The sequence below is a fragment of the Bartonella sp. AA89HNZF genome (assembly GCF_042196905.1).
Taxonomy (GTDB): Bacteria; Pseudomonadota; Alphaproteobacteria; order Rhizobiales; family Rhizobiaceae; genus Bartonella.
Genome location: NZ_JBHIRD010000016.1, coordinates 21,246 through 38,395, shown reverse-complemented (window position 1 = coordinate 38,395; position 17,150 = coordinate 21,246). Strand labels below are relative to the sequence as shown.

Genomic DNA, 17,150 nt, shown 5'->3' with positions numbered 1-17,150 from the left:
ATATCCACTAAACCAGCATGAAATAAGGCATTTGGCAAAAGAAGATAAGTTGGAACCTGTGGAACAACAGCTCTAATTTGGAGATTAGACGAAGGATTAATAGGGGCAGAATCCCCAGAAGGTTTTAGTTCAGCAGACGCAGAAGGAGGAGAAACAGTATCCAGAGATGAAGGTGATACCGGAACAGAGGGCGGTAATAGAAGCTCCATGAAATGATTATTAGATAGAATTTTCTAGGCAAGAAACTAAAGTGTAGAAGGCTGCTCGTAGGAAACTTTGTTCTTTAGAGGGGGAACTCAAAAAACTTTTTATTTAGGAAAATAGTGTTGAATTCCCTTCTTCTGATCGTAGGAATAAATCGTTGTTTTAATGATGAGATCAGCTATTTTTTGCCAAATTTTTAAGAAAAATGCTGTTATGGAAGTATGTAGCCTATATAGATGTTATAGGGAGATAGGGGGCGGTCTTAGGGGTGATGTTTTTATTCTTGTATGGGGGTAGCAATGTTAAAATGTCAAAAACATGTTTAAGGTATTTTCTTGTCGAAAGGGTGCAGGAAAGGAAGAGGGAAGATTTAATGATTACGAAGATTTTAGGAGACTTTTGGGGGGAGAGATTAGGGAGATAGGATTTCTGAGAGCTCTAGAGATGCAAGGGGATAAGATTTCTGGAGGATTGTGTGGGCATTTTTTATCAGCGATGATTGCGCTTGTTGGTGTAATTTAATCAGTGATATTGATTATACCACATTCACCATTTTCGCTTCCAAAGGCGAGGTTGTGCCCTGCTTGATCCCAGTTGAGTGCTGAGATAGCGCTTTTCCCATAACCTTTTAGAAGGACTTCTTTTCCATCATGAAAATATGCGGCTAAAATCATTCCATCATTGAAGCCTATTGCTACAATTTCTTTGTTTGGGTGGCATGAAACGGTGCTCACAAGCGCATTTGCTCGTGTGCCTAGTTCTAGAGGTGTTTTTCCCATGGGGCCGTCTTTTGTATGAAAGGGCCAAATAATTGCAGCAGAGGCACCTGAGGTTGCTAGCCATTTTCCTTTGGCGCTCCAAGACCAGCTTTTGACTTTGCTTGGGTAGCCACTCATGCGGAGGTGCTGATTATCAGTCAGACGCCAGCCATGCAAGGCATTTTCTTGCATCGTGGAAATGACATAGCGGTTGTCTGGTGAAAAGGTGACACCACAATGAGCTCCTTTCCATACCAATGTGGTAGGAGATATTTGCGTTGATAACCAATGAAGAGTAACACCATTGTAATGGGCAACGGCAAGTCGTAAACCTTTTGGGGCAAAAGCTAGGCCTTCTACACTGCGTTCATGCGTGAGCTCTTGCTGTTCTTTTCCAACCTGTACAAATGCGAGACGAGAGGAGGAAAAGGCAAAAGCTTTTTGTGGTCCAAAAGCAACGTTGTTTATCCATTTGCGTTCTTTTTGGCTTAACACTTCTGTGTGATCCGCTGCGGTTGTTTGACAGACTTTTCCATCTTCTCCCCCTGTGATGATTGCGGTATTGTCATGGGAAAAATGGCTTGAAATTATTCCTTGGTGAACTTCAACGATTTGTGGGGTTGGGGTTAAAAAAACAATGAAACCTTCTACGGAAACAAAGGCTGGTTTATTGCCTATAAAACCGCAGGAAAGGCAGTAACTTTTGAGATCATAATGGGTAATGTTTGGCATTATTACTTACTCATGCACAATTTTCAAAACCAGTTTTTAACTGTTTGGCATCAAGAGAGCGTCCGATAAAAACAAGACGGCTTTCTCGTTTTTCATCTTCACGCCATGGGCGTTGATGTTGTCCCTCAAGAAGCATATGTATCCCTTGAATGACGTAACGATCATCGTCTCCTTGAAAGGCGATAATGCCTTTAAGACGCAAGATATTAGGCCCCTGTTGCTGCGTAACCTGTTGAATCCAAGAAAAAAACTTTTCTGGTTGCAAAGCGCCTGTTTTTAAACTTACAGAAGTGATGGTAATATCATGAAGGGTGGATACGTTATGATGGTCATGATCGCAATCGGGACCACACACATGGTCGGCGTGTTGGTCTTTATGTTGGTGATCGAGAAAATGAGGCTCATGATCGAGAGTCCGTTGGAGATCAAAAAAACCACGATTAAGGAGTGTCTCAAGAGGAATATCGGCGCGCTGTGTTGTATAGAGTATAGCGCGAGGGTTAATAGCTAGAATGAGAGATTCAGCATGGCTGCGTTCTTGTTGAGTAACAAGATCAATCTTATTTAAAAGAACAATATCTGCGAAAGCAATTTGATCTTCAGCTTCACGATTTGTTTTTAGTTGAGAGGGCAAATGCTTTGCATCAACGACCGCTATGATACTGTCGAGAGCTGTTTTTTCATGGACCGTATCATCCATGAAAAAGGTTTGTGCTACAGGGACGGGATCAGCAAGCCCTGTTGTTTCGATAATAATCGCATCAAATCGATGAGAACGTTGTATGAGACTTTCCAAAATGCGAATGAGATCACCACGTATGGTACAGCAAACACAACCATTATTCATTTCATAAATTTCTTCGTCTGATTCAATGATCAGGTCATTATCAATACCAATTTCACCAAATTCATTGACAATGACGGCATAACGTTTGCCATGATTTTCACTAAGAATGCGGTTGAGAAGTGTGGTTTTTCCTGCGCCAAGATAGCCTGTGAGAACCGTAACAGGAAGTTTGTTGGGCTGTATTTTTTCCATGGAGGGACCTTTTATTGTTCTTTATTGCCATGTGTTTATGTTAAATCGATGGATATCATCAAGTAAATCACGAAGCTGAGACAGAACATGAGAAAAGATTGCTTCACCGGCTTGTGGTGTTGCTTTGCTTGCGTCTCCTGCCGCACCTTGCGTGTTTAGATCATGCATTGTCCAACCAAAGGCATGAGGACCATAAGCGCGTAAATATCGATAATTGGCAATCATATCTGCTTGCTTATTATGAAAATTTTTTGCCTTCTCCATATGAACTTTTTCCGGTGCTAAATAAAGCATGAGAGAGGTTTCGATAAAACCTCCATGGATATCAAGATGTTGTTGAGATGGCTCCATGAGACCTTGTGGTAAACCAAAACGGCTCCAGCTTGTTGCTACAGCGAGCATGGAAAGACGCTTTCGTAATTCGGTGATAACAATGCTCATTAAAGGTGAATTGCCTCCGTGAGCATTGAGAAGAAGAAGACGGTTGATCCCTTTGTGATAACAGTTTTCACCAATCTTTATCCATCGCTTAATCGCATCAGAAAAGGTAAGGGTTTGTGTACCTGTAACATCCATATGTTCTATGGAATAGCCAATCTTTTCAACTGGTAAAAGTGCGATAGGGAATTGCTCTTTTGTTTGTAAAGTGAGAGCTTTTGCAAATGCTTCAGCTATAATCCAGTCGGTTTCAAAGGGAAGGTGCTCTCCGTGATATTCATGTGCACCTAAAGGTAAAAGAGCTAGAAAAGGTGGGTTAGATACCATAAATTAATGCCCAAAAGAGAAGTCAACAGAGATAAAGTGATCAAAGGCTTTAGAGTTATTTTTTAGTCTATATATAAAAGAAATGCAAATATCATATTTTTACATTACAGAGGGATGTTATAAAAATGAGAGCTTTGTTAAAAACAGTGAAGCTTTTATTGAAAAAAGCCAATTCAATTGTTGATGTAATATGAGGTGACTCTTCTCAAGATAGATATCTCTTGTAAGATTTTTTGATATGTATTCTTGTTTTTGACAAGTAAATCTTCGGGCATATTAAATACTTCACATCATGTAATGAAAACTGATTTTTCTATTGTCTATTAAAGTGAAAGTTTTGATAAAGCTGCATATGCTTCTTTCTGCTATGGAGCAAGAATAGTCAAAGTATTTTTGTTGTTATGAGTACTACGATAGAACAGATTTTGGTTTCAATCAGCATTCCTAAATTCTTAAGTTAAGTGTACGTATCTATATTACAAAAGAATAGAAATTGATTGATTTTATTTTGGATAGTGTATTAACAGACTTTAGTGTTCATGAGAAAAAATGAATATAAAGGGAAGAATTCACTAAGATAGAATTTGCTCTCTCAGAGAGCAGTTTATAAGATGATTCAAAAAGAAACACCGTTGGATACAAGAAACACCGTTGGATACATGATAAACAGACGCCATTGTGTTGCACATCGACACGCTTGTTTTAAAGAAACATTTAGTACACCAAAGCCTATTTCACGACGCAGCTTGTGAATGGTATAAGGGTAAAACCTTATAATATAAAATCTATTGTGTTCCACCATCTTTACACTTTAAAAGTAAAAAGGGGCACCATCATTCACTTTGCCAGTTTTCAATACTATGTTAACAGCGCTTGATAGTTAAGATACCTCATAAGTAATATTTTCCTTTCTTCAAGTGTATTTATACACACATCGATCTCGTTTGTGATTTGCAAGTGAAGAAATTTGATTGATTCAATATAAACAGAGTTAAAATATAAGAGAGTTTTATAATCGTTAGCTTTCTCATTCAACAGGCAAAACAATAAATTTATTATTCAATATCAGTTTTATGGCGTTATTTTTTCAATGCGCTACTTAAGTTAGTATTTCAAAAATGTAATTTTTTAGTAATTTTCTCTATCACTTTTCCTTCAAGCATTTGATCAATTCTTTATTATTATTCATTTTGCACAAATTGCAGACAGTTATGTGAATATTACAAAAATTTATTTCAAAGAGAATTATTTTTTACTAATACAGAGTAAATATAATTACTCAAAATATGAATAAGGCTACGCTCTACAATATTGACGAAAAATATGGAATAACTTTTATAAAAATTAATAAAGAAAGTTGTTTTTCAGTATTTTGTGGGATCAACTTATTTTTCATGACTCTCTTTTTATTTAATTTTAGGTAGTTTGTTGGAGATCAAGTATTGCTTATAATGTTTTTGTAAATCTGATAGATTTACTTATTTTATGCGTTTGTTTTGTTAGGTTTGAAAGTCAATATTTTGTTACAATTTATACCTATTTTATAGAAAAATAGTATACTATTTAAAGATTTATTTATTATGATATATTTGTTTTAGATCAAGTTTTTTATTCTCTACCAATTTTATTTTTTAATATTACTGATGAGTGATATAATAAAAATCCATTAAGTGCTATTTATTTTTATTGAAATAATAGACAAGCACTATCATTATATTGAAAGTTTTTAATGTTATAATTCTTTAAAATTAATTACATTTTAAATTATTTATAAAAGCTCTATTATATAATTTTTAAATGAATTTGTTTCGTAATATTTCTTATAATAATAAATTTAACAAATTATTATTATTTTTATCATTTATTGTTTTTTTATCTTTACATGCAATACATAATGTATTATATGTTAATAACAAAATTACATATAATATTTTATTTATGTGTAATTATATAAATGATTAAATATAAGTTTTGGTTTTTATATATGTGAATATTCTTTCATTTTTTCAGTGAAGAAAAAGAGGAGCAAAGAAAGCTATGTTTAAAATATTTAAAAATCGTGTATGTTCATTTACTTTTACACTATTTATTCTTTTTTTTGTACAAACTATAGAGGGAAATGCAAGTTTTGTAAAAAATAAAGTTCAAGAGAGAATGGCAATTACTATTCCTACACTAGAAAAAAATGTAGCTATTAAAGCTGTGGATAGAGTTGTTATTCAAGGCGTTGAGGAACAAGATGTTATTGCTTTAGGGAAAACTGAAAAAGCTGCTGCCTTTTCAGGTTCAGCCTTTTGGGGGGGGATAGGTATTTTATCACTTCTTGCTTCTTTATGTATTGGGGATGTATTAGGTGCTGTTGTATCTCTTTTTGGAATATTCAGTACACTTTAGTAGAAAACTCATCGACAGAGTCGAGGATTTTTTTGTTCACTTTATTATTTATACTATACTAGATAATAAAATTACTACTCTTAATACTAAATGTAGCTTTTATTAACATTATTAAAGTTCAAGATCCTACATTTATGTTTTTTTTACAAATTAGTGTAACCTGATTTTTTTACAGTTTATGGTTATTTTCTAGTAATAAGGATAGTATACTTACTATCTTTATCAGTCTTTTAATATTGTCTACCTTTTTTCATATGAAGATTATTCATCAAAGGTATATTTTATCCTTTTTAAATTTTTTTATCTTTCATAAGGGGATAAAATAAAAAAGTATCCCTGTATTCATGGCTCTCACGCAATAAGAAAAATGAGAAATTATTATTTATCATTTCAAATTTGTTGATGTTAAATCCATAAAAAATATTTTTTATGTATAACAAGTTGTGTTCGTGTATGGACAAAATTATTAAAGAAAAAAAGAGTAAAAATTCTTCTCATGAATTATCTCTAAGGTTCAAGGGCTGTTGTAATATTGGCAAATAAATGATGATGCTGGTTTGTATCTTCATAGAGTAAAGATAGTGATACACAATGAATCTTATGCCATCTCATGGGGTGGTTTATATTGTCGCATTTACAGGACATATTGTGAGAGGGAAGTGGTGATGTGCATCGTTGGAAAATGCTTTTATTAAAATATAAACCTGTATTTGCGATAGAGGTGTATTCTGGGTTATTCTGTTGCTTAAGGGAAGGATACTGTTAAGTAAGGTAATTCAGGAGCATTTATAGCTTAGTGGAAGAAGGGCAATGAAGTAAAAGGTCTTGTTTAGCACGAAGACGTGCAATCCATTGATCTTCACGAATGGCTGTATTATGTACTGTAATGAGTTCGTTTTTTTTAATTGCAGCTGTTACTGTTGCTTTTTCCAAAAGACCACAAGGAATGGCGTGGTGAGCGCGTGCTTCTGCGATGTTCATTATCCAAGCACGATAAGTATAAAGACCGATAAAGTCTAGCTGATCACCTGGATGTAAATCTTTTTTAGCAACAGCACAGACTTCTACTACGGGATGGCTAAGAGGGACCATATCTTTTTTTCCATAAAGCATAATACGTGCGCAGGTAAGGGGAACTTCCATTGCTGTTAAATGATAGGGGCGATGAAAGGTGAAGTAAGGCCCCTGACCAATTTTTAAATCTTCCATACGCTCGCGTAAACGTGGGTGTGCTATTTCTGCAATCACAAAAACACCTGGTGAAACACCTTGACCTATTGAATAATCTACAACACCATATTGCTGTAAAATGCCCCCATCTTGCTTTGGAATAAGCACTTTATTTAAATCTTGTAGCGCTGCTCGTGGTCCATGCATTCCTGGGCAATCGGGGAGAAGGCCGGTGGCATTGGCAATGGCTGCCATTTCAACCATCGTTTTAGAACCATCAATAAATTCAACCAACATGCGTACATTCATATTACGCCGGAATGCTTCTTCTTCGTAAGCATCAGGTGTAGCATCAAAGCGCAGAGGATTATTTTTGCCTTTACCCGCTGCAACAATCTTATGTCCAAGAGCTGAAACAAATTCTATGAGTTCCATACAAGAAGTTGGTTCATCGCCGGCACCAAGTGTATAAATGAGCCCTCGTTTTTCTGCTTCATGTTTGAGATAAGCGCCAATTGTAACATCTGCTTCAACATTCATCATGACAAGATGTTTGTTATTCTCAAGCGCTTTGATACCAATTTCTGCTCCTGCTTCGGGATAGCCTGTTGCATCAATGATAATATCAATTTGTTCATGGCGCAAAACAAGGTCAATATCATCTGTCGCTGCAATCAAACCATTTTCAATGCTTTGCGTGAGAGCATGAGCATTTTCAATTTCACAGACATGTCCATCTTCGCCATAGGCTAGTGTAGCGGCATCAAAAATACGTGATGGTGTCCTCGTGGCTACAGCAGCGACTGTTATACCATCCATATGCGCAATACTTGATAATAAATCTGTCCCCATTTCACCGCAACCAATCAGTCCAATACGGATGGGGGGATGGTTTTCTGCACGTTGTTTCAAATCATGCGCTAAACCTGTTAGGTTCACATTGCTTGCCATTCTTTTTTCCTATTTGAAAACTATTCTGCTAAAGAACTTTTCTCATTCATAAGGTGCATTTGTTTTTAAGACAATTAATCTTTTATTCTTGATGCTCTAATCAATGGATTTTATAAAAGCAAGAGGGGGGCTTTTATCAAATAAAATAGGAATAGCGTTATGCAGCAAAAAATAGCAGTACAAGATATCACCAGTTTTATTGGGAAAGAAGTAGGATTATCGGAGTGGCGTCTTGTTACACAGGATATGATTAATCAGTTTGCATGCGCTACAGATGATCATCAATGGATACACGTTGATGAGGAAAAGGCTAAGCAAACACCGTTTGGTGGCACGATTGCTCATGGTTTTTTAACATTATCGCTTTTGTCTACGCTCGCTTATGAGACTCTTCCTGAGTTGGAAGGGACCACAATGGGGATTAATTATGGTTTCGATAAAGTACGCTTCATGAGTCCTGTGAAAACAGGGGTACGGATACGTGCGCGTTTTGTGTTAGACGACGCAGAAATTCGCCCTTCTGGTCGAGTGGTTTTCCATTATGGGGTTACGGTGGAAATTGAAAAGTTAAAAAAACCAGCTCTTACCGCTCAATGGCTTATCGTTGCTGTTGTGGAAGAAAAACCTTCCAATATCTAGATTATTTGAGTGCTTTATTTTACAAAATTTTTATACAACTCTATTAGAAGTTTCTTCAATGATGATATTGAGAATAATCTATAGGGTAATAGATATGATCGAGCTATCATAGCGTTGATAGCCATAGCAGGTTACTATCTTTCCTAGATCGTTTTGAAGAGGAGCTTTCTAATGAAGATAGTGCATTGCTTCGCGCTTTTATTTATAGCGTTCTTTATGGGATCATACCCATCACGTAAAACAGAACGCTTCAAATGGAATATATTTGCGTTGCCAATTCACAGGCTTATTTTAAAGCAATGTCTCTCAACGCTCGTCACACCCATTCCGCAATGGCGCCTGTGAATAGTATAACGATAAAGCCATTGAGCACCCTCATATCTTTATGCTTGTGAAGAAGAAAACCGGTACGAATATCATATTATATGCTAGTCGCCAATGTTAAAACAGGTCTTGGCGCTGGAGATAATTCATAAGAGGCATGCCTTCCTTTCTTGTATGTTTTTACTCACACGGCTCTTCCCGCTTGTAACGTGCAAGAGAGAGGTTTGGGTTGATTCTATATGGAACAAATTGGGAATGAGAGGATCTTACGGTATTCAGAGTTCTCGTTCAATATGAATAACACCATATTATCATTATAAATTCAATGTGTTATCTACGGTTTGGAGAGGTTGTGGTCAATGTCTTAATTTAAAGAGAGTCTCACATACTATGAGATCTCTTATTTTATCCCCTTTTATATTAAAGCCATTAAAACTATTTTCTTTCATGTTACAAACGGATGGGGAGAGATAAAAACTGTTTAAGAAAAAAGTTCCTAATCTCTTATGAGCGTTTTCGATAGGCAAGGGTTGGTACACTTGGAAAGTGGCTAAGAGGATGATGGTATTGGCATGTGAAATTCTAAGTCTTTTAATGTTTTGTTTTATCAAGTTTTTGTACGATTTTATCAGAAGTCCATTGGGTTGTAATATTGAGCACGATCAAAAGGATGATGACGATGGTCATGATGAAGGTATTGTAGCGTTGGTAGCCATAGCGGATTGCCATATCTCCTAAACCGCCTCCACCAAGATATCCAGCAAGTGAGGTGGCTCCTATAAGAGAAATGACCATGACTGTAAAACCTGTAATCAGGCTAGGGAGAGCTTCAGGAATAAGAACATGTCTGATAATTTGAAGACGACTTGCACCCATCGAGCGGATCGCTTCAATGAGACCGTTTTCAACGGTTTTAAAAGAGAGTTCCGCCATGCGTGCATAAAAAGGGATAGCTGAAATGGTCAGTATAAAAATTACAGCAGGCATTCCTATCCCTCTTCCTACAACGATACGCGTAACGGGAAGAAGATAAAATGCAAGAATGATAAAGGGAATGGCACGAATACTGTCAATGATCATGCTTAAAGGGCGATTGATGAGAGATGAGGAAAAAATCCCTCCGCGTGCTGTTGTGTGAAGAAGAAGACCAAGGGGAAGCCCTATAATAAATGCCATAACAGAAGCACTAAGTGTCATCAATATTGTATCAATAACAGCTTGGGGAAGTTCATGAGACAGAACATTAAACATAGCCTAAGACCTCACAATAGCGTCCTTTTTTCGTTAACCATTGAACAGCTTTTTCTAAAGCTTCTTTATCTTCTCCAGGAAGAGCCAAGAAGAGTCGCCCGATGGTTTCATCTTGAACTGTATCAATGCCACCATGCAAAATACGTGCTTTTAAACCACTCTCATTTTCTAGAAGATGAAGAAAAGGCTGCTGGGCAATTTCACCGGCAATATTAATTTCAATGACAGCTTCTCGTCCGATTGGTTTGAGATTTTTCGCAAATTTTTCAGGAAGTTGCGGGGTTACAAGCTTGAGCATGGCTATGGTTGTATCGTCTTGCGGTGATGTAAAGATGTCTTTCACACGTCCTTCTTCTACAATGTTCCCCTGATTAAGAACAACAACGCGATGCGCTATGGTGCGCACAACTTCCATTTCATGGGTGATGAGCACAATCGTGAGATTGAGGTGTTTGTTAATATCAGCAAGGAGCTCTAGAATAGATTGTGTTGTTTCAGGGTCAAGAGCAGAAGTGGCTTCATCTGATAATAATATTTTAGGATTAGCAGCGAGCGCACGAGCAATGCCAACGCGTTGTTTTTGTCCCCCGGACAATTGTGCCGGATAGCAATATTCTTTCCCAGATAACCCAACCAATTCAATCAGTTCAAGGGCACGTTTGTGGCGTTGTTTTTTACTTACACCACTTAATTTAAGCGGCAATGCAATGTTATCAAGAATATTCTGCGATGAGAGAAGATTGAAATGTTGAAAAATCATCCCAATTCGTTGACGGTAAGGCGCCCATTCTATCTCTGATAGATTAGAAATATCAACATCTTCAAAAAAAATGGACCCTGCATCAATCTTCTCTAACCCATTTAAACAGCGAATAAGTGTTGATTTTCCTGCTCCACTGCGCCCAATAATGCCAAGGATTTCACCAGCATGGATATTTAAAGAGAGATTATTAATCACCGGAACACCAGCCGTTTTGTTAAAACAACGGCTGATGTTTTTTAAGGAGATAAGAGTAGGTTTTTCCATTCACAATTACTCGGATATTTGGCACAGTTATTCAGATATTTGGCACAATTACCAAGATGTTTGGGCGGTATTGCCAAAAATCTCTTTGATTTTTGCACGGATAAGATCGTTGTTGTAAGCGGCAACTAATTTTTTAACCCATGGTTCATCTTTTTCGCTCGTGCGTACAACGATGATATTATCATAAGGATTATTTTTTGCGCTCTCCCATGCAACTACATCTTTTTCGAAGTTTAATCCGGAAACAATAGCCCAGTTTGTGTTTATAATTGCAAGGTCAAAATCGTCAATAGCTCGTCCTAACATACCGGCATCGAGCTCACGAATTTGCAGGTTTTTAGGATTTTCGATAATATCAAGTGGAGATGCAAGAATATTATGAGGATCTTTTAACTTAATGAGACCTAAAGAATTAAGAAGAAGTAAGGCTCTTCCACCATTAGATGGGTCGTTCGGAATACCAACATGTGCACCATCACGAAGATCTTTTAAGTCTTTTATTTTGTGTGAGTAAACACCGATTGGAGCAATAAATGTATAGCCGACAATTGAAAGTTTATAGCCACGTTGTTTCATTTGTTCATTAAGATAAGGGGCGTGCTGAAAAGCATTCGCATCGATCTCTCCTGCGTTAACAGCATCATTAGGCAAAGCGTAATCAGAAAAATAAACGAGTTCAATATCTAAACCGGCTTTTTTAGCCTGTTCAGCAGCAGTTTTCCAAATAATAGCATCCCGCCCTTCCATAATACCAAGTTTGATTTTTGATTTGTCTGCGGCCATGGAAAAAGCAGTAGACAAAAAAAGTGCAAAGAGAGAGAGGAATAATCCTATAATCCGACTACGAGAAAAAATTTTTAATGTCATATGCTTTTAACTTTCTTTTTCGAGAAATTTTTTGAGGGAAGTTTCAATATACTCTGTATCTTTTTAGGCAGATTTAAAGTTATACAAGCTTTAGAGAATATTCAATCACTTTTATTTTTAAAAGAGTATTATTTTTCCTTCTATTTTAGTTGTTTTGGGGGCTGATCATCATTCATTCTCAGAAAATCTCTGAAATTTAGGCAATCAATTCTTTTATTGCAATCATTTGTTGAGGGAACCAATGCCCCTTTAAAAACTTCTGTAAGGGACAATTGGTTGAAGAACCGGACGATCAGATGATGCTTTAGCCGTAAATTCATGAAGAACATACTGCGCAATCAAGATCAAAAGGCCGTGTTCGTGTAGGCGATAAAGAGAAATTTTGTTGCAATGTTGTGGTTTTTTGGGGGGGGAATAAAGGTTGCTGATCATTGGATTTAAACGCGGCAAATTTTTGCAAAGGCGAATTTTTGCCCTTCATATGTTTTAGAGAGGAAGAAAAATAATGTTAAGAAAGAAATTTTTATCAACAATGATGACTTTATGGGCTTTAGGAGCGTCAGGGGTGGCTGTGACTGCTTTTCACGCACAAGCTGGAACCATTACAGGAACAGTTGCTCGTGTTGCATCAGGTCAGGTATCTTTACGCACAGGCCCTGCGACAGCTTATAAAGTTATCGCAATGGTTCCAATGGGAGCAAAAGTGCAAATTTATGGCTGCCTATCCAATAAAGCTTGGTGTTCTCTTGGTTATCATGGAAAAATTGGTTGGGCATCTGCACGTTACGTCAATGTTAACAATGTTCCTACCATTGCTTTTAAAAAGATGCCAGCAAAATCAAAATCCATGGTAAAATCACCAAAAGAAAAAGTGAAACAGGTTGTTTCTGATTTTAAAGCTCTTCCGGCGATTCAAAAAACACGGAAAAATATGCAAAAACTATACAGAACAGATATGATTATCGATTCTACAGGTGTTAAAAAAAGGGATGAACGAACAATTTTAAATCCGTCGCAAAAAGCACAAGGCGTTTCTGTAAAGCACGTGAGTGCTTATAATCCCTCCTTTCCTGATAATGTCAATTACAAAAATTTTGAACGTAATGAAACACGTTACCGTGTCGTGACCTATCCTGCTCGATAAGGGTAAAGTTAATTTTACAACCGGAATGACAAAAAGGATCAGCAGTATGAAGCAAACAATGCTTATGCTGCTGCTCTTGCTGTTTCGTAAAGCGGCATTAAGGTGGATATTAGTGCAAGCTCCTTCAAAAGTGCGATTGTGTTCAGATCGGTGCAGGGAAAGAGCTTCATTCTTTAAGGCAGAGAGAGCTAAGAATATTCAGGGTGGAATTTGCCAGTGCTTTGAAATAATAACCTTTTAAGATGGTGTTAGAGGGAAGCTGTTAAAAAAGCCGGACTTTTTAACAGACCGGCTTTGTATAAGGTTCCTTGTCCTGTCGGACAGGAAGATGATTAATTTATCGACTTTGGCTTGATCAAATTACGAGAAATGAGCAGTTCAGCAATTTGAACGGCATTCAATGCTGCTCCTTTTCTTAAATTATCGGCAACAACCCAGAAAGCTAAACCATTTTCAACGGTGATATCTTCACGAATACGGCTAATAAAGGTGTTATCTTCTCCCGTACATTCATAAGGGGTGGTATAGCCACCATCTTCGTGTTTATCGATAAGCTGACAGCCGGGTGCATCGCGTAGGAGCGCTTGTGCTTCAGATGCGCTTAGTGGTTTTTCAAATTCAACATGGACAGCTTCGGCATGACCGATAAAGACAGGAACCCGAACAGCAGTGGCTGTTAATTTAATTTTCGGATCGAGAATTTTTTTTGTTTCCACGGTCATTTTCCATTCTTCTTTTGTATAACCATCTTCCATGAAAACATCGATATGAGGAATGACATTAAAGGCAATGCGTTTAGTGAATTTTTTTGATGTAATTGGATCTGCAACAAAAACTGCACGTGATTGTTCGAAAAGTTCGTCCATTCCTTCTTTACCAGCTCCAGAAACAGACTGATATGTAGAGACAACAACACGTTTAATGATTGCAGCATCATGGAGAGGTTTTAAAGCTAAGACCAGTTGAATTGTTGAACAATTAGGATTTGCTATAATATTACGCTTAGAAAAGGCATTTATAGCTTCGCCATTGACTTCAGGGACTATCAACGGAACATTGGTATCATAGCGCCACGTGGAGGAATTATCGATGACGACACAGCCGGTAGCAGCGATTTTAGGGGCGTATTCTTTGGAAATGCTCCCTCCTGCAGACATAAGACAAAAATCTGTGTCTGAAAAATCGTAAGTATCCAGTGCTTTTACTTTTAAAGTTTTATCTCCATAAGAAACTTCTTGTCCTAATGAGCGTCGTGATGCGAGAGGGACAATTTCATGCGCAGGAAAACCACGCTCTTCTAAAATTGTAAGCATTTCACGACCAACATTGCCGGTTGCGCCAACAATTGCAACTTTAAAACTCATTTTCTATACTCCTCATGTCTCTCCACGTTTATTCCCCGTGCTATACTCAGGAGAGAGTGAGTTGGTCAAGGAACATCGTTAAATTATATTTTTGATTTTCAACAACTCAATTTTGTGCACACCAATCATCATCGTTAGCACAATAAATTGTTTTATTTCAAATGATACGTCTCTTTTAATCTTTCAGAATTGAAAAAATTGAATATTTTACGCTAAACTATTACCTCTTTAGAGAGCACTTTAATTAAGTGAATTCCTTATCTTCTGTCAATGTTTACCTTCATACTTTTGAATTTTTTAAAGATGGTATTACGTATCGCGTTGGTTGAATCTTTTAATACTTTATTTGTTAATTGTTGAATTATTTGATTTTCTCCCTATGCCTTTAAAAGCGAAACTTCCTATTACAGTCTGTAAACAGCTAGATTCTAGCGGCTTCCCATTTTTCACTTAAACTAAAGGCTCAACAAGCAGGCCTAAAAATATTTCAAAAGATATTGGGTATCTAAAAAACATTTGAATGTTTCAAGGAGGTATGCGTGCTTCATATCCTCATACCTTAAATGATAGAATTCATAGCACAACAGAATAAACTTAAGTATTCATATATATAAATTCTTATGAAATTTATACATATATTTTTCGTATCTATTTTTTACTTTATATTTCTTATTTTTACTTTAATAATATTATGATATAAAATATCATTATTTGGAGTATGATGGTATAAGATCTTTAAGCTTTCTCGATATATTTAAGTGTTTTTTAGTGTGTGGGAATATTCTTAGGCTTGTTTGGCAAGCCTTTTTTAAGTGACTTATATGAGTGGAAAGCCAGCCGTTGAACACTCCCATATTTATGTTTAATAAAAGAGCAAGTTAGCACCATCATCCATTTTTCCAGCACCCAATGTCGTTACAGCTCTTGGTATATGAGACTTTTCAATAAGAGGTAAGCCTTTTTGTACATTTTTACTCACACGCCAACTTTGCTTGTAATGTGCAAACAAGAGATTTTGATTGATTCAATATAGAACACGTTTGAAATGAAAGAATTTTACGATATTCGGAACACTTATTCAATATCAATAACGTTAGATTATCATTATAAATCAATGCACTATTTCTAAGTTAAACTCGTTAGAATTCGGATTATTTACAAATCAGATTAGATTAAGCATTTTCATTCTCATGCAGTGTGGGGAGACAGTCACAATTCTTGTCAATATTATTAAGGACTTTGATTATCTTTGCAATGAACTTATGAAAATAAGGGGTTATTTTTTTCATCAGAAATCAACTGCAAAATTGCTCTTTGTTTTTTGCGGGTCAGTATTCTGAAATTTTTCAAAAGTAAATATTCTGCTTTGCTTGCTATTCTGTCATCACAATGATAGAGGTTCTCTTCTTTTTTTGCGCCATCAGCATAAAAGAAGGAAACGGGAACATCTAATATATGAGCAATTTCCTGTAAACGTCTTGCACTTACGCGATTTAAGCCTTTTTCATACTTTTGGATTTGTTGGAATGTTACGCCTAAATGACTTCCTAATTGTTTTTGAGAAAACCCCATGACGTTTCTTCTGAAGCGAATTTTTTTGCCTAAAGAAATATCGTAAAAATGTAGATTTTTGGCTTTCACTTGATGTCCCCACCGGTTGCGAGCGCCCTCGCATTAGTATTCCGGGGTCTGGAAGTGCTGAAACCGAGTCAGCCCCTTGCTTTTAGTGCTGAAAGCACTTGGACATAACAAGAGCCCCCGGAAATTCCGGGATATCCGCAAAAGCGGGCTAATCTTTATGCTCGGTTTCGGGCTTCCAGGCCCTATTGATCGTCGCGTATACGACCAAAAACACAAGCCTCCTTCATAAGGCAATTACTTTCAATCGTCAATTGAAATTACAACAGTGTTTCTTGTTTGTTGTTTCAAGTTTTCACGTAATTAATGCGTATATTATACATAAAAATATTGCTTGAGATACTTTAGATACTTGTAAAAATTGTAAAGCGAAATTAAAGGGTGATGGCAAGGTAATGGGGAGATTTTCTCCTTTACGATTTTATGTTTTTTTCCCCAAAATTAGGTTGCTTCTCCGTTTCAAAGATTACGCAAACAGATAAATATTCTTGTCCCGATATGGTATACATAAGATGATATAACTTGTCGTTTTTATTCATCTTAAATCGAGGTATCTCAAATATGTTGTTCGTAAATAGTATAAATTAAAGTCCATGAAATATAACAATCTTTATGTTTAATATAATAAATTTCATTTACCTGAGTTGGTTAAAAATGTTATTATAATTCTTGCTTTTAAGAAGTTCATAAGAGCCATTTTTATTCAGATGCTTGTGTGGTGCAAGCGAATGGTTTTGATTGCTTCAGTATGAACAGGCTGGAATGAGAGAATCTGATGATATTTTTGGCTTTTGTTACAAGGTGTAAAGCGATATAAATATCTTCATTGTAAAACTCTTTTTTCAGAATTCGTCAATACTTGAGATATCATATTGATAGAGAC

14 protein-coding genes are annotated in these 17,150 nt (G+C 36.4%); 4 read left to right on the top strand and 10 right to left on the bottom strand.

All coding sequences use genetic code 11. From position 1 onward, the window contains the following. Positions 1 to 209 (bottom strand): hypothetical protein (locus ACFIN0_RS07500; protein WP_375702230.1); only part of this gene is annotated, 209 nt, incomplete at its 3' end. Between the two features lie 313 nt (positions 210 to 522). Between ACFIN0_RS07500 and ACFIN0_RS07495 the strand changes: the two genes are divergently transcribed. After that, positions 523 to 726, top strand: a complete 204-nt coding sequence (locus tag ACFIN0_RS07495; protein WP_375607367.1) for a hypothetical protein — start codon at positions 523 to 525, stop codon at positions 724 to 726. Here ACFIN0_RS07495 and ACFIN0_RS07490 read toward each other — a convergent pair. From ACFIN0_RS07490 to ACFIN0_RS07480, 3 genes are read right to left on the bottom strand one after another with little or no spacing between them, the layout of a single operon-like run. Then, positions 723 to 1,694 (bottom strand): WD40 repeat domain-containing protein, encoded by a 972-nt coding sequence (locus ACFIN0_RS07490; protein WP_375702229.1) that lies wholly within the window; start codon positions 1,692 to 1,694, stop codon positions 723 to 725. The genes ACFIN0_RS07495 and ACFIN0_RS07490 overlap by 4 nt on opposite strands. Before the next feature lie 10 nt (positions 1,695 to 1,704). Further along, positions 1,705 to 2,733 carry a CobW family GTP-binding protein gene (locus ACFIN0_RS07485; protein ID WP_375702228.1) on the bottom strand — a complete coding sequence of 343 codons (1,029 nt, stop codon included), beginning with the start codon at positions 2,731 to 2,733 and terminating at the stop codon, positions 1,705 to 1,707. Between the two features lie 21 nt (positions 2,734 to 2,754). Continuing rightward, positions 2,755 to 3,498, bottom strand: coding sequence for a creatininase family protein (locus ACFIN0_RS07480; RefSeq protein ID WP_375609692.1), 744 nt, complete (start codon positions 3,496 to 3,498; stop codon positions 2,755 to 2,757). A 2,037-nt stretch (positions 3,499 to 5,535) separates the two neighbouring features. On the opposite strand from ACFIN0_RS07480, the gene ACFIN0_RS07475 reads away from it, so the two are divergent. After that, complete coding sequence (locus ACFIN0_RS07475) at positions 5,536 to 5,892, top strand: hypothetical protein (RefSeq protein WP_375610812.1); 357 nt, start codon at positions 5,536 to 5,538, stop codon at positions 5,890 to 5,892. Positions 5,893 to 6,678: 786 nt separating this feature from the next. Here ACFIN0_RS07475 and ACFIN0_RS07470 read toward each other — a convergent pair. Then, a complete protein-coding gene (locus ACFIN0_RS07470; protein WP_375702227.1) occupies positions 6,679 to 8,013 on the bottom strand; it encodes an NAD(P)H-dependent oxidoreductase in 1,335 nt (444 codons plus the stop codon). Between the two features lie 159 nt (positions 8,014 to 8,172). On the opposite strand from ACFIN0_RS07470, the gene ACFIN0_RS07465 reads away from it, so the two are divergent. Then, positions 8,173 to 8,652 (top strand): MaoC family dehydratase, encoded by a 480-nt coding sequence (locus tag ACFIN0_RS07465; protein ID WP_375607361.1) that lies wholly within the window; start codon positions 8,173 to 8,175, stop codon positions 8,650 to 8,652. Positions 8,653 to 9,567: 915 nt separating this feature from the next. On the opposite strand, the gene ACFIN0_RS07460 is transcribed toward ACFIN0_RS07465, so the two are convergent. Genes ACFIN0_RS07460 through ACFIN0_RS07450 form a run of 3 tightly spaced genes read right to left on the bottom strand, consistent with a single transcriptional unit; the run spans position 9,568 to position 12,121 of the window. Further along, positions 9,568 to 10,227, bottom strand: coding sequence for a methionine ABC transporter permease (locus ACFIN0_RS07460; protein ID WP_375609233.1), 660 nt, complete (start codon positions 10,225 to 10,227; stop codon positions 9,568 to 9,570). Next, on the bottom strand, positions 10,220 to 11,254 hold the full coding sequence (locus ACFIN0_RS07455; RefSeq protein ID WP_375613642.1) for a methionine ABC transporter ATP-binding protein: 1,035 nt from the start codon (positions 11,252 to 11,254) through the stop codon (positions 10,220 to 10,222). The genes ACFIN0_RS07460 and ACFIN0_RS07455 overlap by 8 nt, the downstream gene beginning before the upstream one ends. Before the next feature lie 48 nt (positions 11,255 to 11,302). Continuing rightward, positions 11,303 to 12,121 carry a MetQ/NlpA family ABC transporter substrate-binding protein gene (locus tag ACFIN0_RS07450; RefSeq protein WP_375612289.1) on the bottom strand — a complete coding sequence of 273 codons (819 nt, stop codon included), beginning with the start codon at positions 12,119 to 12,121 and terminating at the stop codon, positions 11,303 to 11,305. A gap of 505 nt (positions 12,122 to 12,626) precedes the next feature. Here ACFIN0_RS07450 and ACFIN0_RS07445 point away from each other — a divergent pair. Further along, a complete protein-coding gene (locus tag ACFIN0_RS07445; protein ID WP_375702226.1) occupies positions 12,627 to 13,265 on the top strand; it encodes an SH3 domain-containing protein in 639 nt (212 codons plus the stop codon). Between the two features lie 332 nt (positions 13,266 to 13,597). Here the strand turns inward: ACFIN0_RS07445 and ACFIN0_RS07440 are convergent, their stop codons facing one another. Further along, positions 13,598 to 14,629 carry an aspartate-semialdehyde dehydrogenase gene (locus tag ACFIN0_RS07440; protein ID WP_375702225.1) on the bottom strand — a complete coding sequence of 344 codons (1,032 nt, stop codon included), beginning with the start codon at positions 14,627 to 14,629 and terminating at the stop codon, positions 13,598 to 13,600. A gap of 1,260 nt (positions 14,630 to 15,889) precedes the next feature. Next, positions 15,890 to 16,270 carry a helix-turn-helix domain-containing protein gene (locus ACFIN0_RS07435; protein WP_375612292.1) on the bottom strand — a complete coding sequence of 127 codons (381 nt, stop codon included), beginning with the start codon at positions 16,268 to 16,270 and terminating at the stop codon, positions 15,890 to 15,892. Between the last annotated feature and the right edge of the window lie 880 nt (positions 16,271 to 17,150).